27 protein-coding genes are annotated in these 22,036 nt (G+C 65.3%); 13 read left to right on the top strand and 14 right to left on the bottom strand.

Translation table 11 applies throughout. The features are described from left to right. Position 1 precedes the first annotated feature (1 nt). Entirely contained in the window at positions 2-751 is a 750-nt protein-coding gene (locus AC3WLM_RS06620) for a class I SAM-dependent methyltransferase (RefSeq protein WP_492476944.1), read from the bottom strand. A gap of 60 nt (positions 752-811) precedes the next feature. Here AC3WLM_RS06620 and mutM point away from each other — a divergent pair, with 60 nt between their 5' ends. The 3 genes from mutM (at position 812) to AC3WLM_RS06605 (ending at position 3,237) form a co-directional block, all read left to right on the top strand. Continuing rightward, the gene (gene mutM, locus AC3WLM_RS06615; RefSeq protein WP_039338649.1) at positions 812-1,624 is read left to right on the top strand and encodes a bifunctional DNA-formamidopyrimidine glycosylase/DNA-(apurinic or apyrimidinic site) lyase; all 813 of its coding nucleotides are present in this window, start codon (positions 812-814) and stop codon (positions 1,622-1,624) included. Positions 1,625-2,277: 653 nt separating this feature from the next. Beyond that, positions 2,278-2,475 carry a hypothetical protein gene (locus AC3WLM_RS06610; protein WP_492476943.1) on the top strand — a complete coding sequence of 66 codons (198 nt, stop codon included), beginning with the start codon at positions 2,278-2,280 and terminating at the stop codon, positions 2,473-2,475. Between the two features lie 54 nt (positions 2,476-2,529). Continuing rightward, positions 2,530-3,237: a hypothetical protein gene (locus AC3WLM_RS06605; protein WP_492476942.1), complete on the top strand. Its 708-nt coding sequence runs from the start codon at positions 2,530-2,532 to the stop codon at positions 3,235-3,237. 99 nt (positions 3,238-3,336) lie between these two features. Here the strand turns inward: AC3WLM_RS06605 and AC3WLM_RS06600 are convergent, their stop codons facing one another. The 3 genes from AC3WLM_RS06600 to AC3WLM_RS06590 are packed head-to-tail and all read right to left on the bottom strand — an operon-like array spanning position 3,337 to position 5,809. Beyond that, positions 3,337-3,909 (bottom strand): Smr/MutS family protein, encoded by a 573-nt coding sequence (locus AC3WLM_RS06600; RefSeq protein WP_492476941.1) that lies wholly within the window; start codon positions 3,907-3,909, stop codon positions 3,337-3,339. Further along, entirely contained in the window at positions 3,906-5,123 is a 1,218-nt protein-coding gene (gene mltA / locus AC3WLM_RS06595) for a murein transglycosylase A (protein WP_492476940.1), read from the bottom strand. The genes AC3WLM_RS06600 and mltA overlap by 4 nt, the downstream gene beginning before the upstream one ends. 8 nt (positions 5,124-5,131) lie before the next feature. Beyond that, a complete protein-coding gene (locus AC3WLM_RS06590) occupies positions 5,132-5,809 on the bottom strand; it encodes a Tim44/TimA family putative adaptor protein (protein WP_156452174.1) in 678 nt (225 codons plus the stop codon). A gap of 247 nt (positions 5,810-6,056) precedes the next feature. Between AC3WLM_RS06590 and secB the strand changes: the two genes are divergently transcribed. The 4 genes from secB to AC3WLM_RS06570 all read left to right on the top strand — a co-directional run bounded on the left by secB (position 6,057) and on the right by AC3WLM_RS06570 (position 10,102). Further along, positions 6,057-6,575, top strand: coding sequence for a protein-export chaperone SecB (secB, locus tag AC3WLM_RS06585; protein WP_062347274.1), 519 nt, complete (start codon positions 6,057-6,059; stop codon positions 6,573-6,575). Between the two features lie 38 nt (positions 6,576-6,613). Next, on the top strand, positions 6,614-8,185 hold the full coding sequence (gene murJ, locus AC3WLM_RS06580; protein WP_492476939.1) for a murein biosynthesis integral membrane protein MurJ: 1,572 nt from the start codon (positions 6,614-6,616) through the stop codon (positions 8,183-8,185). 10 nt (positions 8,186-8,195) lie between these two features. Further along, positions 8,196-9,215, top strand: coding sequence for a tryptophan--tRNA ligase (gene trpS, locus AC3WLM_RS06575; protein WP_492476938.1), 1,020 nt, complete (start codon positions 8,196-8,198; stop codon positions 9,213-9,215). A 155-nt stretch (positions 9,216-9,370) separates the two neighbouring features. Beyond that, a complete protein-coding gene (locus AC3WLM_RS06570; RefSeq protein ID WP_492476937.1) occupies positions 9,371-10,102 on the top strand; it encodes a DUF4136 domain-containing protein in 732 nt (243 codons plus the stop codon). Between the two features lie 264 nt (positions 10,103-10,366). Here AC3WLM_RS06570 and AC3WLM_RS06565 read toward each other — a convergent pair whose 3' ends face one another. From AC3WLM_RS06565 to AC3WLM_RS06535, 7 genes are all read right to left on the bottom strand, one after another. After that, positions 10,367-10,840: a DUF2721 domain-containing protein gene (locus AC3WLM_RS06565; protein ID WP_197423594.1), complete on the bottom strand. Its 474-nt coding sequence runs from the start codon at positions 10,838-10,840 to the stop codon at positions 10,367-10,369. A gap of 81 nt (positions 10,841-10,921) precedes the next feature. Further along, positions 10,922-11,683 (bottom strand): copper resistance protein B, encoded by a 762-nt coding sequence (locus AC3WLM_RS06560; protein ID WP_492476936.1) that lies wholly within the window; start codon positions 11,681-11,683, stop codon positions 10,922-10,924. Between the two features lie 18 nt (positions 11,684-11,701). Next, entirely contained in the window at positions 11,702-11,944 is a 243-nt protein-coding gene (locus AC3WLM_RS06555) for a hypothetical protein (RefSeq protein ID WP_492476935.1), read from the bottom strand. Then, complete coding sequence (locus AC3WLM_RS06550) at positions 11,941-13,710, bottom strand: copper resistance system multicopper oxidase (RefSeq protein ID WP_492476934.1); 1,770 nt, start codon at positions 13,708-13,710, stop codon at positions 11,941-11,943. The genes AC3WLM_RS06555 and AC3WLM_RS06550 overlap by 4 nt, the downstream gene beginning before the upstream one ends. A gap of 26 nt (positions 13,711-13,736) precedes the next feature. Beyond that, the gene (locus AC3WLM_RS06545) at positions 13,737-14,303 is read right to left on the bottom strand and encodes an RNA polymerase sigma factor (protein WP_052241933.1); all 567 of its coding nucleotides are present in this window, start codon (positions 14,301-14,303) and stop codon (positions 13,737-13,739) included. A 4-nt stretch (positions 14,304-14,307) separates the two neighbouring features. After that, positions 14,308-14,760, bottom strand: a complete 453-nt coding sequence (locus AC3WLM_RS06540; protein ID WP_052241936.1) for a Spy/CpxP family protein refolding chaperone — start codon at positions 14,758-14,760, stop codon at positions 14,308-14,310. Continuing rightward, positions 14,760-15,017 carry a hypothetical protein gene (locus tag AC3WLM_RS06535; protein WP_492476933.1) on the bottom strand — a complete coding sequence of 86 codons (258 nt, stop codon included), beginning with the start codon at positions 15,015-15,017 and terminating at the stop codon, positions 14,760-14,762. The genes AC3WLM_RS06540 and AC3WLM_RS06535 overlap by 1 nt, the downstream gene beginning before the upstream one ends. Before the next feature lie 143 nt (positions 15,018-15,160). Here AC3WLM_RS06535 and copC point away from each other — a divergent pair, with 143 nt between their 5' ends. The 4 genes from copC to fghA all read left to right on the top strand — a co-directional run bounded on the left by copC (position 15,161) and on the right by fghA (position 17,713). After that, on the top strand, positions 15,161-15,538 hold the full coding sequence (gene copC, locus AC3WLM_RS06530) for a copper homeostasis periplasmic binding protein CopC (protein WP_062343729.1): 378 nt from the start codon (positions 15,161-15,163) through the stop codon (positions 15,536-15,538). Between the two features lie 14 nt (positions 15,539-15,552). Beyond that, positions 15,553-16,398 carry a copper homeostasis membrane protein CopD gene (copD, locus tag AC3WLM_RS06525; RefSeq protein ID WP_492476932.1) on the top strand — a complete coding sequence of 282 codons (846 nt, stop codon included), beginning with the start codon at positions 15,553-15,555 and terminating at the stop codon, positions 16,396-16,398. Positions 16,399-16,496: 98 nt separating this feature from the next. Next, entirely contained in the window at positions 16,497-16,868 is a 372-nt protein-coding gene (locus AC3WLM_RS06520; RefSeq protein WP_039331537.1) for a VOC family protein, read from the top strand. Continuing rightward, positions 16,868-17,713 carry an S-formylglutathione hydrolase gene (gene fghA / locus AC3WLM_RS06515; protein ID WP_039331539.1) on the top strand — a complete coding sequence of 282 codons (846 nt, stop codon included), beginning with the start codon at positions 16,868-16,870 and terminating at the stop codon, positions 17,711-17,713. Before AC3WLM_RS06520 ends, fghA begins: the two co-directional genes overlap by 1 nt. Positions 17,714-17,766: 53 nt before the next feature. Here fghA and nusB read toward each other — a convergent pair whose 3' ends face one another. The 3 genes from nusB to hisG are packed head-to-tail and all read right to left on the bottom strand — an operon-like array spanning position 17,767 to position 20,170. Then, the gene (gene nusB / locus AC3WLM_RS06510) at positions 17,767-18,213 is read right to left on the bottom strand and encodes a transcription antitermination factor NusB (protein ID WP_039331541.1); all 447 of its coding nucleotides are present in this window, start codon (positions 18,211-18,213) and stop codon (positions 17,767-17,769) included. Next, the gene (hisD, locus tag AC3WLM_RS06505) at positions 18,210-19,499 is read right to left on the bottom strand and encodes a histidinol dehydrogenase (protein WP_492476931.1); all 1,290 of its coding nucleotides are present in this window, start codon (positions 19,497-19,499) and stop codon (positions 18,210-18,212) included. Before hisD ends, nusB begins: the two co-directional genes overlap by 4 nt. Further along, positions 19,499-20,170, bottom strand: coding sequence for an ATP phosphoribosyltransferase (gene hisG / locus AC3WLM_RS06500; protein WP_039331545.1), 672 nt, complete (start codon positions 20,168-20,170; stop codon positions 19,499-19,501). Before hisG ends, hisD begins: the two co-directional genes overlap by 1 nt. 42 nt (positions 20,171-20,212) lie before the next feature. On the opposite strand from hisG, the gene AC3WLM_RS06495 reads away from it, so the two are divergent. Both AC3WLM_RS06495 and AC3WLM_RS06490 read left to right on the top strand, forming a co-directional pair. Next, positions 20,213-21,268, top strand: coding sequence for a DUF2332 domain-containing protein (locus tag AC3WLM_RS06495; protein ID WP_492476930.1), 1,056 nt, complete (start codon positions 20,213-20,215; stop codon positions 21,266-21,268). Positions 21,269-21,313: 45 nt separating this feature from the next. Beyond that, the gene (locus tag AC3WLM_RS06490; RefSeq protein WP_492476929.1) at positions 21,314-22,033 is read left to right on the top strand and encodes an extensin-like domain-containing protein; all 720 of its coding nucleotides are present in this window, start codon (positions 21,314-21,316) and stop codon (positions 22,031-22,033) included. Positions 22,034-22,036: the final 3 nt, after the last annotated feature.

Below are 22,036 nucleotides of genomic sequence, written 5' to 3'. Positions count from 1 at the left end.
ATCAGACCTTCCAGCCCGAATGGATCGCGACGAGGCCACCGAGGATGGGTTCCACCTTGGTCCGCTTGAAGCCGGCGGCCTGGATCATCTTCTCGAATTCCGGCATCGGCGGGAATCGGCGGATCGATTCGATCAGGTAGCGATACGAATCCTCGTCGCCCGCGATCATCTGGCCGAGCTTGGGCACCAGCTTGTGCGAATAGGCGTCGTAGATTTCCGAGAAGCCGGGCCATTCTGTCGTCGAAAATTCGAGGCAGAAGAAGCGGCCGCCGAACTTCAGCACGCGGTGGGCTTCGGCAAGGGCGCGGTCGATGTGCGTCACGTTGCGGATGCCGAAGGCGATGGTGTAGGCGTCGAACACGCGGGTCGGGAAGGTGAGTTCCTCGGCGTTCTGGCGCGACCATTCCAGGCCTTCCAGCCCGCGCTTGGCGGCGCGTTCGATGCCGACATCGAGCATGTCCTGGTTGATGTCGGACACGGTGATCTGCGCGCCGTGCTTGGCCATGCGGAAGGCAATGTCGCCGGTGCCGCCGGCCATGTCGAGAATTGCCTCGCCCGGCTGGGGGCGCACGCGGCGCACGAACTTGTCCTTCCACAGCCGGTGCATGCCGACCGACATGGCATCGTTCATCACGTCATACTTGCGCGCGACGTTCGAGAAGATCGCGCCGACGCGGCCTTCCTTCTCTTCTGCCGGGATGTCTTCGTAGCCGAACGAAGCTGTCTCTTGGGCTGTTTCAGATGCGGTCATGCCTTGGCCCTTTAGTGGGGAATTGCCCGGACGGCAAAGACTGTTAGGGGTGGAGGGGATATGCCAGAGCTACCCGAAGTAGAGACGACCGTTCGCGGCCTTGCAACCGTGCTGGAGGGACAGGTCATCCGCAGCGTGCGGGTTAACCGGGCCGACCTGCGGCGACCGTTTCCGGTCGATCTGGCGCAGGCGCTGACCGGTGCGCGGGTGACCGGGCTTTCGCGGCGCGCGAAGTATGGCCTGATCCACACCGATCGCGAACGGACGATGGTGTTCCATCTCGGCATGTCGGGGCGCTGGCGAATCGATCCCGACGACATCGGCAAGCACGATCATCTGGTGCTGGAGACGGGCGAGGGGCGGGTGCTTTCGCTCAACGATGCGCGGCGCTTTGGCTCGGTCGATCTGGTTGACAGCGACAGGCTGGAAAGCTGGCCGCCATTTGCCGCTCTGGGGCCGGAGCCGCTGGGACCGGACCTGACGCCGAAGCTGCTGGCGGCAGCGTTCAAGGGCCGGATCGCGGCGGTGAAGCTGCTGCTGCTCGACCAGCGCATCGTGGCGGGCCTGGGCAATATCTACGTGTGCGAGGCGCTTTATCGCGCGCGGGTGCATCCGGCGCGCGAAGGGGGGCGGGTCAAGCCGGGCGAGCTGAAGCTGCTGGTGCCGGCGATCAAGGCGGTGCTCGAGGAATCGATCCTCGCGGGCGGATCGACCTTGCGCGACTATGCCCGGCCCGATGGCGAACTGGGTTATTTCGCCAAGGACTTTGCCGTCTATGGCCGCGAGGGTGAGCCTTGCGCCTGCGGCGGCACGGTGGAGCGGATCGTGCAGGGCGGGCGGTCGAGCTTCTTCTGCGCGAAGTGCCAGAAGTAGCAGCGATGGCGCGCGGGGTTTGCCCACCCCGCTGCGCCCCCGCGAAGGCGGGGGCCTCAGTCGGTTTACTGTGAGGTTCTGTAAGAACACCGAGGTCCCCGCCTTCGCGGGGACGCAATGCTTCTTGGTGCGAGAGGTCATCCGCTGGCGAGTGCGGACGGTAACGCCGGGGGGAAATCACAGATCGCGCGACCGGTGCGGTGCCGTTGTGGCACGCAAGGGATGGGGCGCGGGACCGGTTGCGAGTGGCCGGGGGACGGTTCCGAACCCCTGGTCGGCTCAGCCTGAGGGCGGACACTTGTGAAAGGACGAAACCTTGGCAGCGGCTCGCGTACTGCCTTGGCTTCTGGCAAGCGGCTGCGTGAAAAGAACCTGTCGTTTGCGCAGACTTTGTCACGCAAGTCAGGCGGGTTCCGCATCCGCAGCGTCGCTCAGGGTTCGGCGCCGTGCTATCAGCCCTGGGGTGTCCTGTCTGTCCTTGGGTAACGGCAGGGATTGCCCGGTGGGTCTTGGGGCTCGCCCCTCGTTGAACCCGCTGCGCACCTGCCGCACCGATCACGCCGGATGCCTTCACGATGTGTCGGCGTCCGAAGGGAGAGGAGCGGGTTGGCCTTGTGCCCCCTCCTGACCTGTGGGCGGGGCGTATAACCTATATGGTTCGTTTTGTCAAGATGGAACGCAACATTCTCGTCTTTCCCGCGCAGGCGGGAATCCAGATGGCGCAAGGTTTGACGTCGCGCTGCGACGGTGTTGGCTTGTCGCTGGATTCCCGCCTGCGCGGGAAAGACGATGGGAGTGTGCGACTTCAAATTGGCTGTCGTTATAATGCTGCCGATATTTTTGGGCGCTAAACGGGACCTAAAGCCTGTGGGGTTACGCCGCTGGGGCGAACGGAGAAAAGCAATATGAATGAGGCGTACAATCCTTCGGACTTCAATGTTGGTCACTCAATCTTCCCTGACTTTAACGGTCAAGGTGGCCTTGTCATTTGTGGCTATGAGTGGGGCTATTCAGCAAAAGACGAAGCGCTTGAAAACGACGTGGAGCGATATGCTGCGGTGAAGGAGCATCTGGCTTCCATTCAGACATTCCATTCCAAAGGGTGGGACTCACCCTACGATCGCCGCATTCATAAGTGGTTTGCCATGTTCGGCCACCCTCTCGGAGAAGCGGGTGGTTTCTCTGATTTCGACAAATCCGTCCTACAGACCAACTGGTGCGACGATATGGGCAACCAAGTCTCAGATTATGAGAAGTTCCTGTCTGACGGAAACCGATCAAACTTTCTTGGCCTCATGCGTGAGTATCGCCCTGCATTGCTTATCTTCATGGGCATCAAGCAAATCGAATACCTGCAAGATTCGAGGGTCAAGCCGATCATGGAGGAAATATTCGGCCCGGAAGTGGCACCGCTTCGATTTGAGCGGAAAGAAGAATTCGACGGGAAGAAGTTCCGGCTTGGCTTTCAGGACTTCACGGACTTGGCGATTGTCGCCTTGCCGCATCCCAGTGGAAGTATGGGCCTGACGGACGCCTACATCGAACTTTTTGCGTCGGAGATCGGTGAAAAGATCGGCACGTTTAAGCGCGCCAAGGGCATCTCTGTGGCCTGATAGGTTGATCCGGGGGAAGATCCCGCTCCGTCATTCGCTGGCGCGAATGACTCCTCCCTGTTTGTGCTTTGCAAAAACAGGGAGGATCTGGGGACAGGATCAACGCCCCTTCCGCAGCACAATGTAAACCGCGCCCGCACCCCCATGCCTCGGCTGCGCGGGCCTTACCGCCGCGATTTGCCCCGCATGCGGGCTATGCGCCAGCCAGTCGAGCAGCTTGGCGCGGATGGCGCCGCGGCGGTTGCCGCGTTGGTCCTGTTCGTCGTGGGGGCGGGGTTTGCCGGCGATGAGGAGCATGACGCGGGCGCCCATGGCGAGGGCCTGGGCGATGCTGGCGGTGAGGCGGGCGTGGGCGGCGTCGAGGGTGAGGCCGTGGAGGTCTATGGTCACGTCAGGGGTGATGCTTCCGCGCGCCAGCTTGCGGTCCCAGCTGGAATCGAGGCCGTGGCTTTGTAGTGGTCGGGCAACGGGCGTGGGCGCTGGCGTGGGCAGCGGGGGCGGCACGCGGCCTTTCAACCGCTTTACGGGCACAGGTGTCGGGAGCGAGCTGGCGGGCGTGGCCTCAACCGCTTTCGCCCTGGGGCGCGGCGGGTGGAGCGGGGTGATCGTGGCGGCGACCTTGTTCCACAGGTCGGCCTCCTCGGGCGAGAGGCCTCGGGGAGCCTTCCTCACTGCTGGCCGAGACGCGCCAGCGTCCCCTTGGGCAGGAGGATGAGGGCGCGGCCCCTTGCGCTCATGCCGCCGGCAATCTGGCGGGCTTCGGGGCCTGCGCCCCAGAAGCTGTCAAAGCGATTGGCACCCTGGATCGCGCCGCCGGTGTCCTGCGCCACCCACAGCCCGCTGGCTTCCTTGCGGTCCACCTGCAGCCAGACGGGCGCGCCCAAGGGCACGAAGGCGGGATCGGCGGCGACGGTGCTGCGCCCGGCGATGGGGACGTTGAGCGCTCCGACCGGGCCGGGGCCGGTCAATTCGCGGAAGAAGACGTAGCTGCGGTTCTGGCGCATCAGCTGCCGTCCGGCGTCGGGGAAATCGCGCAGGTATTGCTGGATGCCCTGCATCGAGCCGGAATACTGCCCCGGCGAGGAACCGATCAAGCCGCGCTCGCGCATCAGCGAGCCGATGCCGGTGTAGGCATGGCCATTCTGCCCGGCAAAGCCGAGGCGGATCACGCTGCCATCAGGCGCGCGCAGACGGCCCGAGCCCTGAATCTGCAGGAAGAAGAATTCGACCGGATCGGCCGCCCATGCCAGTTCGAGGCCCTTGCCCTGCAGGGCGCCGTCCTCGATCTGGCCGCGATCGTGATAGGCGGTGAAGACGCCCGCGTCATCATAGCGGCCCAATGGCATCTTGCCGTCGGGCAGGGGCTGCGCGTCGCCGGGTTTGGCGCGGACCAAGTCCTTCGGCAGGGCATAGACCGGCACGTCGAAGCCCGGCTGGCGGGTGCGGGATCCGGCTATCTCGGGTTCGAAATAGCCGGTGACGAAGGCCGCGCCATCGCCGACTTCGGCGGTTTCGAAATAGGTGGCGAAGAAGCGCGCGGATTCGCCCGCGGGCCAGGTGGCGGCGGCGGCGCAGGCGGGAGCCCAGTCCTCTGGGCGGGTGAGGCCGGAATTGTCGGTGCGCTTCGTCAGCCGGGGGCAGGATGTGGTAAAGGCCTGCAGCGCGGCGGCGGTGTTGTCGGGCTTGAAGCCGAGGCCTGCGACGACGGGGCCGCGCATGACGCCGGTGAGCGCGGCGGTGGCGGGTTTTACCGCAGGCGGGGTTCGCGGCGTGACCGGGCGCGGAGCACTGCCTTCGGGCACAAGGCGCACGCAGCCGCCAAGCAGAAAGAGCGCCGCGATGATCGCAGCGCTCTTCGTTTTGCAGAACCCTTGAATGCCCCTCACTTGAAGCCTCAGGCCTCGTCGGTTTCGTCGAGCAGCCAGTCGGGATCGCGCGAGGTGAGATCGCGGCGGAAGGTCCACAGATCGCGCGCTTCAATCGCATCGTCGAGCGAGCCGGCAATGACGGTGCCTTCTGCGTTCCGGGTGACCGAGGCAATGTCTGCGAGGAAGCGGACGGTGATGCGCGCGGTCTGTCCTTCGATCGAGGCCGCGACGATGCGCGCTTCCTCGATGCGAATCACGCGGGCGTCGATCGTCTCGCCGGCTTGAGCGCGGGCATCGATGGCCGAGCTGAAGCCTTCGTAGACGTCGGCGTCGCAGAGCTGGAGCAGATCGTTCTTGTCCCCGCGCCAGAAGGCTTCGAGGATCATGGTATAGGCGCCCTTCGACCCTGCCAGGAACTGCGCGACATCGAAGCGGCGATCGGCCGAGATGATTGCGCGGACGCCGGCTTCGGCGCTGTTGTCAAACGTGCTGGGGGCAGGTGCGGCAAGTTCGCGCGGGCGAGGAGCGGCGGAACCGCCCTGCTGCTGGACCGGCTGCTGCTGCGATTTAGCCGAGGGATCGGGCTGTTCGATCCGGCGGCGCATCGGCTCCTCGTCATGCTCGGGCCGGCGGCCGAGGACGGAGTAGAGGCGCAGGCCCAGAAAGGCCGCAATCATCGCCAGGATCACAATTTGAACAATCACGCGCAAGATTCCCGAACTGTCCATGGCCCCGGATCGGAAGACCTGAGCTCACGGCGTCATGCCAACGTGCCTCAAATAGGTACGGATTACAAATGAACAACGCGTGCATGACCCTTTGGGCTCATCCCTTGGCAAAGAATCTCGTCAGGTTGTGGCCTCGTTGCGCCAGACAAAGGCGGATTGCGGCCCTTGGGGCATGATGCTAGGCGCGCGGCCAAGGGAAACCCACACAGAAAGCACGTCTGACATGGCCGACGAAGGCAACATCATTTCGAATCTCAATGTCGATGGCCCCGTTCCGAATGGGGAAGACACTTCGCCCGCGATCGGCCTGATCTCGCAGTACGTGAAGGACCTTTCGGTCGAGAACCCCAACGCGCCCGAATCCTACCAGTGGAGCGAAGCGCCCGACATCGCCGTGGACTTCAACATCTCGGCCCGCGTGATCCAGCCGGAAATCCACGAGATCGAGCTGAAGATCAACGTGACCTCGAAGGGCACGCAGGGCACCGCGTTCATCGTGGAACTGGCCTATTGCGGCCTCATCGGCATGCGCAACGTGCCCGATGACCAGGCCCACCCGTTCCTGTTCGCCGAAGGTCCGCGCATCCTGTTCCCGTTTGCCCGCCGCATCGTCGCCGATGCCGTGCGCGATGCCGGTTATCCGCCGCTGATGCTCGAGCCGATCGACTTCAACGGCCTGTACATGCAGCAACTCGCGCAGGCACAGGCGACCGCGGAAGCGACTCCGGCTGGCCAGGCCTGATCTGACAGACTGAATCCGGTGGCCCGAGGGATGCGCCCATGAACCTCCTCAAGGCCACCGGATCGATTGGCGGACTGACCCTGCTCAGCCGCATTCTGGGACTGGTGCGCGACAGCCTGTTCGCGCGCTTCGTCGGCGCGGCGTTTGCCTCGGACGCATTCCTTGTCGCGTTCCGGCTGCCCAACATGTTCCGCGCCTTGTTCGCCGAAGGCGCGTTTGCCAGCGCCTTCATCCCGATGTTCAACAAGAAGGTCGCCGATCCCGAGGGCAAGGGCCTGCGTGACGGGCTGGACTTTGCGGAAGCCGCGCTTGCCGTGCTGCTGCCGGTGCTGCTGTTCATGACGGTGGTGCTGGAAGTTTTCGCCTGGCCGGTGACGCTGCTTCTGTCGGGCAAGTTCAACGGGGTGAGCGCCGACCAGTTCGCCTATGCGGTCGAGCTGTCGCGCTGGACGATCCCCTACCTGATGCTGATCAGCATCGTCTCACTGTTTGGCGGCATCCTCAATTCGCTGGGCAAGTTCTGGGTGAACGCAGCGGCGCCGATCCTGCTGAACCTGACGCTGATCGTGGCGCTGCTGGGCTTCCATTCGGACGATCCGCTGGTGACGGCGCGCAATCAGGCGATTGCCGTTTCGGTATCGGGCGCGCTGCAGCTGGCGTGGCTGGCCTGGGCATGCCGCCGGAATGGCGTGCGGCTGCGGCTGCGCCGCCCGCGGCTTTCACCTGAAGTGAAGCAGCTGCTCAAGCTGATCCTGCCGGCGGCGGCAGGGGCAGGCGCGGTGCAGATCAACCTGGTAATCTCGACCGCGCTGGCCGCATCGCTGCTCGATCACGGTTCGGTCACCTACATCTACATGGCCGACCGGCTGAACCAGTTGCCGCTGGGGCTGATCGGCATCGGCCTTGGCACGGTGCTGCTGCCGACGATCTCGCGCCAGTTGGGCGGGGGCGAGGAAGTGGCAGCGATGGAAACGCAGAACCGGGGCATGGAGCTGGCGCTGCTGCTGACGCTGCCCGCAACGGTGGCGCTGGTATTGTGCGGCGAGCCGATTGCGGCAGCGCTGTTCGGCTATGGCAAGTTCGACGCGATGGATACGCATTTCACCGCGCAGGCGCTGGCCGCGTTCTCTATCGGGCTGCCGAGCTACATCCTGGTGAAGGTCCTGACGCCGGGATACTACGCGCGGCAGGATACGAAGACTCCGGTGCGCTATGCCACGATCTCGATGGTGGTGAACCTTGTCGGCAATCTGGCACTGATCGTGCCGCTGAGGCACATGGGGCCGCCGCTGGCGACGGCAATTGCCTCGACCGTCAACGTCTGGCTGCTCTATCACACGCTGGTCAAGCGCGGGCACTTTGCCGCCGATGCACGTCTCAAGCGGCGCACCCTTCGGCTGGCGCTGGCGGCGCTGGCAATGGGCGCGGTGCTGTGGGCAGGGCAGGGGCTGGTGATGCCCTATGTCCATGGCACGTGGACCATTCGCGTGGCGGCCATGGCTGCACTGGTCACGTCCGGGGTCGTCGTCTATGGCCTTGCCGCCGTCCTGACCGGAGCATTCCGGGTGGACGATCTCAAGCTTCTCCTGCGGCGTCGCCGCTCCAACTGAAGGCACTGAAATGCGTATCGTTTCCGGCATCCAGCCCACCGGCAATCTCCACCTCGGCAATTACCTGGGTGCGATCCGGAACTGGGTGCGCATGCAGGACGAGTGGTCGGCCAAGGGTGGGCAATGCCTCTATTTCCTTGCCGATCTTCACGCGATCTCGATGCCGCATAGCCCCGCGGAACTGGCGGCAAACACGCGCGAAATGGTGGCGGCGCTGGTTTCGTGCGGGATCGATCCCGACAAGTCGATCCTGTTCAACCAGGCGCAGGTGCCCGCCCATGCCGAGCTGCAATGGCTGCTCAACGGCACGGCGCGGATGGGCTGGCTGAACCGCATGACGCAGTGGAAGGACAAGGCGGGCAAGAACCGCGAGGGCGCGAGCGTGGCGCTGTTCACCTATCCGGTGCTGCAGGCGGCCGACGTGCTGCTCTATCAGGCAACGCACGTCCCGGTGGGCGAGGACCAGAAGCAGCATCTCGAGCTGGCGCGCGACATCGCGCAGAAGTTCAACAACGACTTCTGTTCAGAAGACGCGCCGCTGTTCACGCTGCCCGATCCGATCATCCCGCCCGAGGCTGCGCGCATCATGAGCTTGCGTGATGGCAGCGCGAAGATGAGCAAGTCCGATCCTTCGGACATGAGCCGGATCAACCTGACCGACGATGCCGATGCGATCATCCAGAAGGTGAAGAAGGCCAAGACCGATCCCGAACCGCTGCCGGGCACCGTCGAAGGGCTGGCCGGACGGCCCGAGGCGAACAACCTTGTCGGTATTTATGCGGCGATGGCCGGGATCAGTCCCGCCGAGGTTCTGACGCAGTTCGAAGGCAAGGGCTTCGGTCAGTTCAAGCCTGCACTGGGCGAACTGCTGGTCGAGACGCTGTCGCCGATGGCGGCACGTTATCGCCAACTGCGCGAGGATGGCGAGGCGCTGGACGCGATCCTTGCCAAGGGCGCGCTGAAGGCTCGTGACCTTGCTGCGCCGACCCTCGCCCGGACCTATCAGGCATTGGGCCTTGTAAGAGGCTGATTTTCCGTCAGTTCGTTGCAAAACATTACGTGCCTGCAACATATGTTGCAGGCACCATTCAACGTGCATTCAGCACTTCCCGTCCAAAAAGGCGGCATGCTATGCAGTGCGTGTGTCTGGCAAGGGGCGGCGGACGCATAACAGGAGTCGCAAGGATGAATTCCGTTTCGCAAGTGAAGCCCTCTTCTTCCGGCAAGCGCCGGCTTCTGGGGCTTTCGGCAGTTTCGCTGATGCTCGTCTCGCTCGCCGGGTGCGCCACGCCGTTCAAGGCCGACGTCAAGCGCTTCCAGGCGCAGTTGCCGGCACCCGCTGGCCAGACCTTCGCGGTCGTCGCCGACGATCCCAGGGATGCAGGCGGGCTCGAGTTCGCGCAGTATGCATCGCTGGTGGGCAAGCAGATGGAGAAGCTGGGCTATCAGCCCGCCGCTCCTGAAAATGCCGACCTGCTGGTCAAGTTCGACTACGGCATCGATGGCGGGCGTGACCGCGTCCGTTCCACCGGCTTTGCCGACCCGTTCTGGGGCGGTTGGGGTGGCTGGGGCGGCTGGGGCCCGGGTTATGGTCGAGGCTGGGGCCGCGCAGGCTTCTACGGCCGTGGCTGGGGCTGGGGGTGGAACGATCCGTTCTTCTTCGGCGGTCCCGGCTGGGGTAACAGCGTCGATGTCGTGACCGTCTACACTTCGGGCATGGACCTCAAGATCGATCGCCGCGCTGATGGCCAGCGCCTGTTCGAAGGCAAGGCTGAAGCAGCTTCGTCCTCGAATCGCCTGTCCTATGTCGTGCCGAACCTCGTCGAGGCGATGTTTACCGACTTCCCCGGCAACAACGGGGAAACGGTGAGGATCTCGATCGCGCCGGAAAGGAAGACGGTGAAGAAGGTCAACTGACCTTTCCCGACGGACCGAATGCAAAAAGGCCTCGCAGCGATGCGGGGCCTTTCTGCTTGTGCGGCAGGCAGGGTGTTGTGCGTTTGCATCAGGTTTGCGCCATGCTGCGGACGATCGCGGATTGTTTGTGACAGTCCTTTGGGGATGCGCTATTCAGCCCGGGTAAACGTTGCCCGACGCGGCCTTGGGAGAGGATGCGACAACGTTCGCGCCGCGTCGGGCTTTACCATTTCGATCATTTTGCAGCGCCAATCGCCCGGCAATTTACTGCTGGTGCGGGATGTCGCGTTCGAGCTCGAGCAGCCCCTGCGGCAGGCGCAGGGAACGTGCCGCAATGCGCGTTTCCAGCAGAAGGTAGACCAGCGCGATCATCAGCAGGGCAATGGCGCCGAAGAAGGTGATGCCGGTGAGGTTGCGCAGTTCGAGGCCGGCCATTTCGCCGATGAACAGCGATCCCACGGTAACGCCGATGGCGAGTCCCGACACCACCAGCAGCAACAGCGCCCTGCCGATGAGGTGGATGCGGCGATCGACGTAACGGATCTCGATCACGACAAGATCGTGCTCCCGGCCCGTGGTCTCGGCGTGCTGGCTTTGCAGCGCGCGTGAGCGGTCGACGATGCGGCCGAGCCGCGTCGTCAGGATGTTCATGATGTTCCCGATCGCCACGAGGACGAACACCGGGGCCAGTGCCAGCTGAATGGTCTGGGCGATCACGCCGCTATGACCCGGATTCATGAAAAGTCTCGCTGCATCACCGCCTTGTCGCACGTTGCGCCGCGGGCGGGCAAGCCGGATACGAATTCGGCCGGGTTTGCGCTAGAACCACATCCTCACGCCGACGACGGCGCTGACCTGCGATGGACTTTCGCCTTCGAGCCGTGCCAGCCGGGCCGTTTCGCCCAGTTTGCGCTCCCAATGGACGCCGACATAGGGGGCGAATTCGCGGGCGAACTCGTAGCGCAGACGGGTGCTCAGTTCGATCTTCTCGATCCCCGCGCCGATGCCGAGTTCGGGCACGTCCTGCGCGGAGGCGTCGATCTCGATCGAAGGTTGCAGAATGAGGCGCTGGGTCAGGCGCATGTCGTGTTCCGCTTCAAGCCGGAAATGCACGTCGCCCTTGTTCGAGACGAAGGCGTGGGCGCCGACCTCGAACCAGTAGGGGGCAAGGCCTTCGAAGCCGACCACGCCGTAGGTCCGGTCCGGTCCGGCACCGAAATCCTGCCGCACGCCGAGTTCGAAGTTCCACCACGGATCGAGGGCGCGGCGCCAGGCGGCGCGGACTTCGCCGGTCTCGAGGGGTTCGCCGAACGCTCCTTCGCCTTCGGTTTCCACGGCCAGCCGGTCGATATCGCCGCCGATCCAGCCCATGGCCTGCCAGGCATAGCCGTCCGTGCCATTGCGGGGGCGGTATTCGAAGCGGTCGAGGATCAGCGCGTTGCCGAAGAAGCGGCCTTCCTTCGAGAGATCGGCGCGGGCCTGGGCCATGCGCTGCTTGTCCCAGAAGGCATCGGCGGGATGGTCGGTCGGGACGGGCGGCGGGGGCGCGTTGCCGACTTCGCTGTCGGATACCGTTGGCATGGTGTGGCCCATGTGGGCCTAATGATCCATCGGCGTGCCCGCTTGAGGCGCATCGGGCGCGGTTTGCTGGTGCATGGAGTGATCCATGCCCTGCATTGCCGCCCCGTCAGCAGGCTGGTCGTTCATGGCGTTCATGTCGTGCCCGGAATGGTCCATGCCCTGCATCTGGCTCATGTCGTGGCCGGCGTGAGGGTCCTGCGCTTCCTGCGCGAGCGATGGCGTGGCGATCAGGGCTGCACCGGCGAGCAGAAGGCGCTTCATGCTGCGTCTCCCGCAGCGCGTACCGTGACGACGCGCATCATCCCGGCATGCATGTGCAGCAGCATGTAGCAATGGAAGGCCCAGTCGCCCTCGGCATCGGCCGTCAGGTCGAAGCTGGCCTTGCCGCCGGGCAGGACGTTGACGGTGTGCTTGCGCGGACGGTTGCCCGGTTCGCCCGTGACCAGTTCGAAGAAGTGGCCGTGCAGGTGGATAGGGTGCGGCATCATCGTGTGGTTGATGAGATTGACGCGAACCCGTTCGCCCGTGCGGAACGGGATCGGCTTGGCGCCATCGGAGATGGTCTCGCCGTCGATGGACCACATGTAGCGTTCCATGTTGGCCGTCAGGTTCACGTCGATCTGGCGCGTGGGCGTGCGCCGGTCGGGATTGGCATCGCGCGAGCGCAGATCGGCATAGGTCAGCACGCGATGGTCGACATCTTCGAGGCCGGTCGGCTTGTCGGCCAGGCGGTCTGCGGGCATCGGCGAGATCGTGGCGACGCCCGGCCCCGGCTTGACGCCCGGTGCGAGCGATAGATCGCGCATCTTCATCGAATGGCCGGCCATGCTTTCGTTGGCGGGCTGGGACAGGTCGATCTCGCCACCCGTCCCCATGTCCATTCCGCTCATGTCCATGCCCATGTCGCGCATGGTGAGCACCGGGCGGGCGCGGCGGGCAGGGATGGGACCGGCCATGCCGATCTGCGGCGCAAGCGTGGCGCGCACCAGCCCGGAGCGGTCGATCGCTTCGGCAATGATGCCGAAGGGGGCGGAGTCGGTCGGCTGGACGATGACGTCGTAGGTTTCGGCAATCGCGATCTGGAACTCATCCGTCTCGACCGGCTGGACGTTGCAGCCGTCGGCCGCGACGACAGTCATCGGCAGGCCGGGGATGCGGAAGTTGAAGTTGGTCATCGACGAGGCGTTGATGATGCGCAGCTTGACCCGTTCGCCGGGGCGGAACAGCGCGGTCCAGTTGGCGGCGGTATCGTGCCCGTTGATGACGAAGGCGTAGGTCGCACCGGTGACGTCCGAGATGTCGGTCGCATCCATGCGCATCTTTGCCCATTCGAGCCGCTCCTTCAGGCTCTGGTCCTTGCCTTTCAGCAAGCCGCCGACGGTCTGCCGCTGCCAATTGAAGTAGCCGCCCATGGCCTTCAATTTGCGGAGCTGCTCGTGCGGGTTCATCGGGCTCCAGTCCGCCAACATCAGCACGTATTCGCGGTCGAACGGGGCGGCGGTGTCAGGCTCGGCCGGGTCGATCACGATCGGGCCATAGAGCCCTTCGGCCTCCTGCATTCCCGAGTGCGAATGATACCAGAAGGTGCCCGAATGCACGATCGGGAACTCGTAGGTGAAAGTCTCGCCCGGATCAATTCCGGGGAACGACAGGCCGGGCACGCCATCCATCTGGAACGGCACGAGCAGCCCGTGCCAGTGGATCGAGCTCTGTTCGGCCAGCGTGTTGCTGACGGCGATGCGCACCTTCTGCCCCTCGCGCAGGCGGATGAGCGGGGCGGGGATCGAGCCGTTGACCGCGATGGCCGGGGCGGAACGGTCCCCCACCGCGAAACTGGCCGCGCCGATCGACAGGGCGATGCTCTCGCCCGAGAGGACGCCGCCGGTGTTGCGCCCGGCCATGGCGCCGCCTTCACGAGAATGACCACCGTGGCCCGATTGCGCCCAGGCAGGGACAAGCGGCGTTGCGGCGAGGGCACCGGCTCCGAGAAGCAGGTTGCGGCGGTTGAGATGGAGCATGTCGGTCATTACCTGCGATTACGCAGGAAGACGGGTTATCCCTCAAGCAGTTCCGACAATTTCTGCCGCGCCCGGTAGATCCGCGTCTCGACGGCCTTCTCGGTCAGGCCGAGCACGTCGGCAGCTTCGGCCATGCTCATCCCTTCGAGGCGGCACAGGATCAGCGGGTCCTTGAGATTGGCTGGAAGTGCAGCGATGGCAGCCGAGACGCGGGCCAGTTCGGCCTGCGAGATCGCTTGCGCCTCGGGATCGAGGTTCTGATCGGCAACATCGAAGGCATCTTCCAGGGGCCGCGCCATGCGGAACAGCCGTCGGACCGCACGACGCCGCGCCCAGTCGCGGCACTTGTTGACGGCAATGCGCATCAGCCAGGCCCGAAACGGGCGTGCGGCGTCGAACTTCGCCAGCGAGGCAAAGGCGGCGATGAAGGCTTCCTGCGTTATGTCGAGTGCCTCGCCCTCGTCGCCGGCGTGGTGACGGGCGAGCCGGAACACGGCTTCGCGATGGCGTGCGAGCAGCGTTGCATAGGCGCTCTGCCGGCCCGCAAGCGCGCTTGCGACCAGTTGTGGGTCGCTTTCCCCTGGAGCGTCGCCCCCCGCCACTGGATCAGCGGCGGTCGGGGGAAGGGCGGTCGGGCGAAGTCAGGGCGCGGGCGATCTCGCGGTCGAAGATCGCCTGCTGATCGGGCTTGAGCACTGCACGCATGGCAAAGACATGGGCCAGTGTCGCCTTCTGCAGCTCGCCCATCGCCATGTGCGAGGCATCGACTGCGCCGGTCACCTTCGGGCCGATCTGGTGTTCGCTCTCGATCGCGCGGGCAAGGTCCGCGTTCGAGGCGCGCAGGCGATCGTCCAGCGTGCGACGCGTGTTCGCGAATTCCGCCTCGAGCCGGTCGATCTCCTGGTTCTGCTGCGCGGAGAGATCGAGTCGCTCGTGCATCAGCTGGTGGAGTTCGCTGCCGTGCTGCATCGGCATGAAGCCACGCGCAAAGTGGCTGGCGGCAAGGGCGACGGCGGCCGAGACCACCGCCACCACGACATAGCGCATGGCCGCGCCCATCAGTCCGCCAGCAGGTGCGAGGGCGCGCCCGAGGGTACGCCGAACAGGGGTTCTGCCTGTGCCGGAGCCGCGGGCGCGACGGAGCCGACGATCCCGACGACAGCGGCTATCGCCACGGCCATCACCATGCCGCGCCGTGCCGTGGCGCTCTCGCGCCTCCGGGTGAGCCCGCGCATCACTTCGTCATCGATGATGGAGAGCGAAGGCGGTGTCGCTCTGGCGGCAAGAGCGCCCAAGAGTTCGTCGATATCGGCCATTGCTGGCTGGTTTCCTTTTTCCACGCGATTCCCATTACGCGCGCCCGGGCCAAATCCCTCAAGACAAAATTTGCGCTATGGCTTGAGGGATGGTCCCACGCTCTGCGTATCACACTGCAGATCCCAACCCGAAAGGACTTCCCATGCGCCGTCTTGCGCTCCTTGCTGCTCCCGCCCTTGCCATGCTGGCCCTGCCCGGCGCAGCCTTTGCCCATCCCAAGCTCCTTTCGTCGAACCCGGCGCCGAACACCGCCGTGGCCAAGCCGACCAAGCTGACCCTGACGTTCTCTGAAGAGCTGGTCGGCCCGCTCTCGGGCATCGAACTGGTGATGACCGGCATGCCCGGCATGGCCAACCACGCGCCGATGCCGATCAAGGGCTTCAAGAGCGTTGCATCGGGGAAGGTCCTGACCGTTACCCTGCCGCGCGCGCTGCCTGCCGGCACCTATAACCTCAAGTGGCATGCCGTTGCCGGTGACCAGCACCGCATCGAGGGCCAGTACGCCTTCACGGTTCGCTGACAGGGCCCGGGGGCGTGGAAACGACTGGCCTTCTGGCCGCACGCGCAGCGGCGTATCTTGCGCTGCTGCTCGTGGCGGGCGTGCCCCTGCATGCGCTGGCAGCGGGGCAGGTGCTGGCTTTCCGCGCCCGCCTCGTGCTGGCCCTGCTGGCCATCGTCGCGGCCTTTGCCTCTGCATGGTGGGCGCTTGAAAGCGTTGCCGCCATGGCCGGCATCACTCTGGCCGAACTCGATCAGGCGACGGCAGAGGTCGTGCTGGCGCAGACGCCGCTGGGCAAGGTCATGGAGTGGCGGCTGACCGCGCTCGCCGCAGTGTTCCTCGCCTGCTTCGTGCCGTTGCGCGTGTTGCGCCTGCCGATTCTGGCGCTGGCGGGGAGCGTTGCGCTCGGCTCGGTGGCGTGGACCGGCCACGCTGGCGCCAGCGAAATGGCGCTTCACCGGGTATCGGACGTGGCGCACGTCCTTGCCGCAGCGACATGGATCGGCGCTCTGGCCGTGTTCGTCACTTCGGCTTTCTCGCGCGAGGGGGCAGATACTGGCGCACTCGCACGATTTGCCCGCACCGGGAGCGTGGTGGTGGCGGTCCTCATCCTGACCGGCCTGCTCAACACGCTGGCGATTGCCGGATGGCCGATGATGTTCGAGGCGCGCTGGTTCAGCATACTTGCGGTGAAGCTGGCGCTGTTCGCCGTCATGCTGGCGCTGGCTGCAGGCAACCGCTGGCGGATCGTCCCGGCGCTCGAACGAGGCGAGCCTGGCGCCACTGCGCGCCTGCGCCGTTCCCTTGTGCTGGAATTTGCGGCGGGTCTTGGCGTTGTCGGCGCAGTCGCCTTGCTTGGCGTGCTTGACCCTCTGGCTTGAGGCCAAATGGCAACAAAGAATTCCCGCAGGGACGCTTGACCGTACAAGCCAGTGGCTTAGCTCTCTTGCCGCTGCAACCTGTCAACGGGAGAGAGCCTATGTTCAGCCATGTCATGGTCGGCGCCGACGATATCGACGCTGCCAAGAAGTTCTACGATGCCACCTTCGCCGCGTTCGGTGGGCCAGAGGCGATCACGGACCCCAAGGGACGCCTGATCTACCAGCACAACGGCGGCCTTTTTATCGTGACCAAGCCGATCAATGGCGAGCCGGCCTGCGGCGCCAACGGTGGTACCATCGGCTTCCGCATGAATCCCGAACAGGCCAACGCCTGGCACGCCGCTGGCGTCGCCAATGGCGGAACGGCTTGCGAAGACCCGCCGGGACCGCGTGAAGGCTCGCCCTATTACCTTGCCTATCTGCGTGATCCCGCCGGCAACAAGTTGTGCGCGCTGGACATCATCGCCTGATGACACTCGAAACGGTCTCGACATCGAAGGCGCACGGCGGAACGCTGGGTGTCTACAAGCATGAGTCCGCCTCGACGGGGACGGGGATGACCTTTTCGGTCTTCCTGCCCCCACAGGCGGTGGACGGAGCTAAGCTTCCGGTGCTGGTCTACCTCTCGGGGCTGACCTGCACCCACGCCAACGTCACCGACAAGGGCGAATACCGCAAGGCGTGCGCCGAACTCGGCATCGTTTTTGTCGCGCCTGATACCTCGCCGCGTGGCGAAGGCGTGGCCGACGATGCGGATGGGGCCTACGATTTCGGCCTTGGCGCGGGGTTCTATGTGAATGCCACGCAGGAGCCGTTCGCACAGCACTACCGCATGTGGGACTACATCGCCGAGGAACTGCCCGCCCTGCTGGGCGCGAACTTCCCGGTCGATCTGGATCGGATGGGCATCACCGGCCATTCCATGGGTGGGCACGGCGCGTTGACGCTGGGGCTGACCTACCCGGAGAAGTTCAAGTCGCTTTCGGCCTTCGCGCCCATCGTCGCGCCGGGGCAGGTGCCGTGGGGCCACAAGGCACTGGGCGGCTATCTGGGCGATGACCGTGCGGCATGGCGCAGCCATGATGCCGTGGCGCTGATCGAGGATGGCAAGCGGCCCGCAGGCGCGGTGCTGGTCGATCAGGGCGATGCCGACGGGTTTCTTGTGGAGCAGCTACGGCCCGAACTGCTGGACGCGGCGTGCAAGGCGGCCGGCGTTGACCTGACGCTGCGGCTGCAGCCGGGGTACGACCACAGCTACAACTTCATTTCCACGTTCATGGAAGACCACATCCGCTGGCATGCCGAGCGGTTGTAGCGTTTGGAAATCCTCCCCCTTTGTCCTTCGGGAAAACGGGGAGGAGCTTTCTCTTACCGCACGTCCTTGGCCACGGCATCGAGCACGCCGTTGACGAATTTCGCCTCACGCTCTTCAAAGAAGGCGTGGGCGACATCGACGTATTCGGTGATGACCGTTGCCACCGGCACGTCCTTGCGGGCGAGCAGTTCATAGGAGCCGGCGCGCAGGATCTGCAGCATGGTCTTGTCGAGCCGGGCGAGCGACCAGCCCTTCGCCAGCTTGGACGAGAGCAGCAGGTCGATCTCGTTGCGGCGGGCGTCGACGCCTTTCACCACATCATCGAAGAAGGCGACGTCGGCCTTGAGGTATTCGACGTCCTCGATCTCCGCGCCCAGCCGGTGCTGGTGGAACTCGTCCAGCAGCAGGTGCAGCGCGGTCTTCTCCATGTCGACCTGGTAGAGCGCCTGCACCGCGGCAAGACGCGAGGCGGCGCGGGCCTTGCCCGAGATCGCGTTCACAGGCCCAGCCTCACTTCGATCGAACGGGCGTGGGCGGCAAGGCCCTCGGCTTCGGCAAGGGCGATGGCGGCGGGGCCAACGGCGGCAAGCGCGGCGTCAGTCGCCTCGATAAAGCTGGTGCGTTTCATGAAATCCAGAACGGAAAGGCCCGAGGAAAAGCGCGCGCGGCGCCCGGTGGGCAGGACGTGGTTCGGCCCGGCGACGTAATCGCCGACGGCTTCGGGGGTCATGCGGCCAAGGAAGACCGAGCCGGCATGACGGATCTTGTCGAACAGGGCTTGCGGATCGTCGGTCGCGATCTCGACGTGTTCGGCGGCAAGGGCGTTGGCGAGCGCGGGAGCTTCGTCAAGCGAGTCCACGACGATGATGACGCCGTAATCGTCCCAGCTGGCCTTGGCGACCTTGGCCGTTGGCAGCATGGCGATCTCGACGCCGACCATGTCCGCCACCTGATCGGCAAAGGCGGCATCGTCGGTAATGAGGATCGACTGAGCCACCGGGTCGTGCTCCGCCTGGCTGAGCAGGTCGGCGGCGATCCACTGCGGATCGTTCTTCGCGTCCGCTATCACGAGGATTTCGGATGGCCCTGCGACCATGTCGATACCGACCACGCCGAACAGCTGGCGCTTGGCTTCGGCTACCCAGGCGTTGCCGGGTCCGGTGATGACATCGACAGGTTTGATCCGGCCGGTGCCATAGGCGAGCGCGGCCACGGCCTGGGCCCCGCCCACGCGCCAGACCTCGTCGGCACCGGCAAGGTGGGCTGCGGCCAGAACCAGCGGGTTGGCCTCCCCCTTGGGCGTCGGCGTGACGACGACGAGCCGCTCGACGCCAGCGACCTTGGCCGGAATGGCGTTCATCAGCAGCGACGAGGGATAGGCTGCGCGGCCGCCGGGGACATAAAGCCCGGCGCCATCTACAGCGCTCCACCGTGCGCCGAGGCGCATGCCGCTGGCGTCGGTATAATCGCGATTCTCCGGCAACTGGGCGCGGTGATAGTCGCGGATGCGCTGTGCGGCGAGTTCGAGCGCGGCGCGAAGATCGGGCTTCAGCGCGTCGAAGGCTTCGCGGCAGGCTTCGGGCGAAATGCGCCAGTCGTCATCTGCCGGAGCGTGGCCATCGAACTTGGCGGTGTATTCGGCGAGCGCTTCGTCGCCGCGAATGCGCACGTCATCGATGATCGTCTGCACGTCGCGCGCGACGTTCTCGTCGCTCTCGCGGCGGTCCTTGACGAGGCGGGCGAAGGCCTTGGCGAAGCCGGAATCGCTGGACTTGAGGCGCAGCATCAGGCGGCCTTCCTTGTGGCGACCATCTCGCGGAAAGCATCGACCAGTGCGCCGAGGCGGGCGCTGTCAGTCTTGAGCGCGGCCCGGTTGACGATCAGGCGGGCCGAGACGGGCAGGATCTGGCTGGTTTCGACCAAGCCATTCTCCTTGAGCGTCCGACCGGTCGACACCAGGTCGACAATGCGGCTGGCGAGGCCCAGCGAGGGGGCCAGCTCCATGGCGCCGTTGAGCTTGACGACTTCGGCCTGAACGCCAAGCTTTTCGAAATGCCGCCGCGTCAGGTTGGGGTACTTGGTCGCCACGCGGGCGTGGCTTTCGCGCGCGTTCGCGCCCGATTCCACCATGCTGACCGGCTCGGCCACCGAAAGGCGGCAGTGCCCGATGTCGAGATCAACCGGCGCATAGAGATCGGCATAGTCGAACTCGTCGATCACATCGGATCCCACCACGCCGGCATGCGCCGCGCCATGCGCGACGAAGGTCGCCACGTCGAAAGCGCGGACGCGAATGATCTTCACGTCGTCGCGGTTCGTGGCGAAGGAGAGTGCGCGCGAGGCCTTGTTAAAGAAATCGGCCTCGGGCACGATCCCGGCCTTCTCGAGCAGAGGCAGGGCCTCGTCGAGGATGCGACCCTTGGGCAGGGCGAAAACGAGCGGTGCGGCGGTGGACATAACCCGCCGCCCTTATGGCAGCACGGCGCAAAGGGCAACCGAATGAACCCGATCATGGAGATCGAACAGGTCGCAAAGGCCATAGAATGGCAGGCAGACCACGCCACGAACAATGGTGCACCCTGCACTGGCCGCGTGGTGCGGGCGCAATTGCGGCTGCTGGATCGCGAAACCGAGGTGGGCAGGCGAATCGCTGCGTGGCCGGGAAAGCCGCTGGAAGATGCGCTGCCATTGCGGCTGGCTGGCGGACATCACAATCTGGTGCTGACCGGCAAGGACATGCGGCTGGCGCCGGTCTATCGCGGCGAGGTGACCGATCAGGGGCAAGTCGATGCGCTGGTGCTGGCGGTGACCCGGGAGCATGATGCGGAGCTTTTGCCGTGGCTGGACGGCCCCCCGCAGACCAATGAGGCTGGGCGGTCGGCCTCGATCATGGCGGCGCTGCTGTGGCTTTCGGTCCGCATTGGCCCGCGCTTCGAGCTGAACGAGCTGGGCGCAAGCGCTGGCGTCAACACGATGATGGAGCGCTTCTTCTTCGACCTTGGCGGGACGACCGCTGGCCCCGCGGATTCGCCGATGCGGATCGTGCCGGAATGGCGGGGGGCCCCGCCGCCGTGGGCCGGGGTCGAGATCGTCGGCATCAGGGGATGCGATCGCGCGCCGATGAACCTGGCCGATCCGGAACAGGCGCTGCGGCTGAAGTCCTATGTCTGGGCTGAGGTGACCGAGCGGATAGGGCGGATCGATGCGGCGATTGCGCTTGCGGCCCAGCGCGCGCCGGACGTGGTGCAGATGGATGCGGGCGACTTCGTGGCCGAGCGGCTGGCGGCACCGCAGGAGGAAGACACCACGCGCGTGATCTTCCATTCCATCGTCTGGCAATATCTGCCGGCCGAAACCCGGGCGCGGATCGAGGCGCTGATGGCGCAGGCGGGCGCGAAGGCCGATGCCTCGCGGCGGCTGGCATGGGTCATGCTGGAAACCAACCGCCAGACCTTCCGGCATGAATTGACCGTGCGCCATTGGCCCGGCGGAGAGGAGCCTGCCTTGCTCGGCACCGCCCATGCCCATGGCGCCTGGGTGGAGTTTACAGCCTAAGGTCTGTGTCGCGAAACGATCGCTGCGCGCGAGGGTTGAGCGAGGATGCGCCGCTCTTTTCTCCGCACTGTCGTCGTCCTGTTGATCATCGGTTCGGCAGGGCTGGCGGGGCGTGAATGGCTGCAACGGCATCCCGAGCATAACCCATGGGCGCCGCTGGCATTGGCCGATCCACCGGGCTGGGCGACAGCGATGAAGCTGCAGACGTTGCGGGGTGACCGAGCGGTGTGCAGCAGGTTTCTGGAAAGCAGCGGAATCATCGCCGAGGCCCTGCCGCCTGCTGGCGAAGGGCAATGCCTGCGGCATGACCGGCAGGTTTTGCAAGGTCTGGCACAGGCGAAAGTGAAGCTGGCACCGGGCGGAGCGCAGGCGACTTGCGCGATCGATGCGGGGCTGGCCCTTTGGCTGCAGCATGGCATCCAGCCCGCGGCGCAGCGGCTGCTTGGCAGCGCTGTTGCATCGGTCGAGCATTTCGGCACCAGCAACTGCCGCAGGATTGGTGGCGGGCAGCAAGGGACGTGGAGCGAGCACGCGACCGGCAACGCCATCGATGTGAGCGCGTTCGTGCTGGAGGACGGACGCCGCGTTTCAGTACTCAAGGACTGGGGAGCGGGCGACGAGAAAGCGGCGTTCCTCCGGGCCGTGCGCGATGCGGCGTGCCTCGGCTTCGCGACCGTGCTGTCCCCCGATTACAACGCCGCCCATGCCGACCACCTGCACCTCGATCAGGCGCAGCGCGCTGGCGGCTGGGCGGCTTGCCGGTAGGCT

The organism is Novosphingobium sp. FW305-C-30-35 (assembly GCF_058783135.1).
This window is presented reverse-complemented; position numbering and strand designations above follow the sequence as displayed.

Excerpts from the sequence above, each read along its gene's own strand:
- AC3WLM_RS06495 (WP_492476930.1), top strand. The coding sequence starts at position 20,213 with ATGAACCCGATCATGGAGATCGAACAGGTCGCAAAGGCCATAGAATGG.
- hisG (WP_039331545.1), bottom strand. The coding sequence starts at position 20,170 with ATGTCCACCGCCGCACCGCTCGTTTTCGCCCTGCCCAAGGGTCGCATC.
- mutM (WP_039338649.1), top strand. The coding sequence starts at position 812 with ATGCCAGAGCTACCCGAAGTAGAGACGACCGTTCGCGGCCTTGCAACC.
- AC3WLM_RS06555 (WP_492476935.1), bottom strand. The coding sequence starts at position 11,944 with ATGAAGCGCCTTCTGCTCGCCGGTGCAGCCCTGATCGCCACGCCATCG.
- AC3WLM_RS06570 (WP_492476937.1), top strand. The coding sequence starts at position 9,371 with ATGAATTCCGTTTCGCAAGTGAAGCCCTCTTCTTCCGGCAAGCGCCGG.
- AC3WLM_RS06490 (WP_492476929.1), top strand. The coding sequence starts at position 21,314 with ATGCGCCGCTCTTTTCTCCGCACTGTCGTCGTCCTGTTGATCATCGGT.
- copC (WP_062343729.1), top strand. The coding sequence starts at position 15,161 with ATGCGCCGTCTTGCGCTCCTTGCTGCTCCCGCCCTTGCCATGCTGGCC.
- AC3WLM_RS06550 (WP_492476934.1), bottom strand. The coding sequence starts at position 13,710 with ATGACCGACATGCTCCATCTCAACCGCCGCAACCTGCTTCTCGGAGCC.
- AC3WLM_RS06620 (WP_492476944.1), bottom strand. The coding sequence starts at position 751 with ATGACCGCATCTGAAACAGCCCAAGAGACAGCTTCGTTCGGCTACGAA.
- murJ (WP_492476939.1), top strand. The coding sequence starts at position 6,614 with ATGAACCTCCTCAAGGCCACCGGATCGATTGGCGGACTGACCCTGCTC.
- AC3WLM_RS06565 (WP_197423594.1), bottom strand. The coding sequence starts at position 10,840 with ATGAATCCGGGTCATAGCGGCGTGATCGCCCAGACCATTCAGCTGGCA.
- trpS (WP_492476938.1), top strand. The coding sequence starts at position 8,196 with ATGCGTATCGTTTCCGGCATCCAGCCCACCGGCAATCTCCACCTCGGC.
- AC3WLM_RS06560 (WP_492476936.1), bottom strand. The coding sequence starts at position 11,683 with ATGCCAACGGTATCCGACAGCGAAGTCGGCAACGCGCCCCCGCCGCCC.
- AC3WLM_RS06520 (WP_039331537.1), top strand. The coding sequence starts at position 16,497 with ATGTTCAGCCATGTCATGGTCGGCGCCGACGATATCGACGCTGCCAAG.
- secB (WP_062347274.1), top strand. The coding sequence starts at position 6,057 with ATGGCCGACGAAGGCAACATCATTTCGAATCTCAATGTCGATGGCCCC.
- AC3WLM_RS06535 (WP_492476933.1), bottom strand. The coding sequence starts at position 15,017 with ATGGCCGATATCGACGAACTCTTGGGCGCTCTTGCCGCCAGAGCGACA.
- fghA (WP_039331539.1), top strand. The coding sequence starts at position 16,868 with ATGACACTCGAAACGGTCTCGACATCGAAGGCGCACGGCGGAACGCTG.
- hisD (WP_492476931.1), bottom strand. The coding sequence starts at position 19,499 with ATGCTGCGCCTCAAGTCCAGCGATTCCGGCTTCGCCAAGGCCTTCGCC.
- AC3WLM_RS06610 (WP_492476943.1), top strand. The coding sequence starts at position 2,278 with ATGGTTCGTTTTGTCAAGATGGAACGCAACATTCTCGTCTTTCCCGCG.
- AC3WLM_RS06540 (WP_052241936.1), bottom strand. The coding sequence starts at position 14,760 with ATGGGCGCGGCCATGCGCTATGTCGTGGTGGCGGTGGTCTCGGCCGCC.
- AC3WLM_RS06605 (WP_492476942.1), top strand. The coding sequence starts at position 2,530 with ATGAATGAGGCGTACAATCCTTCGGACTTCAATGTTGGTCACTCAATC.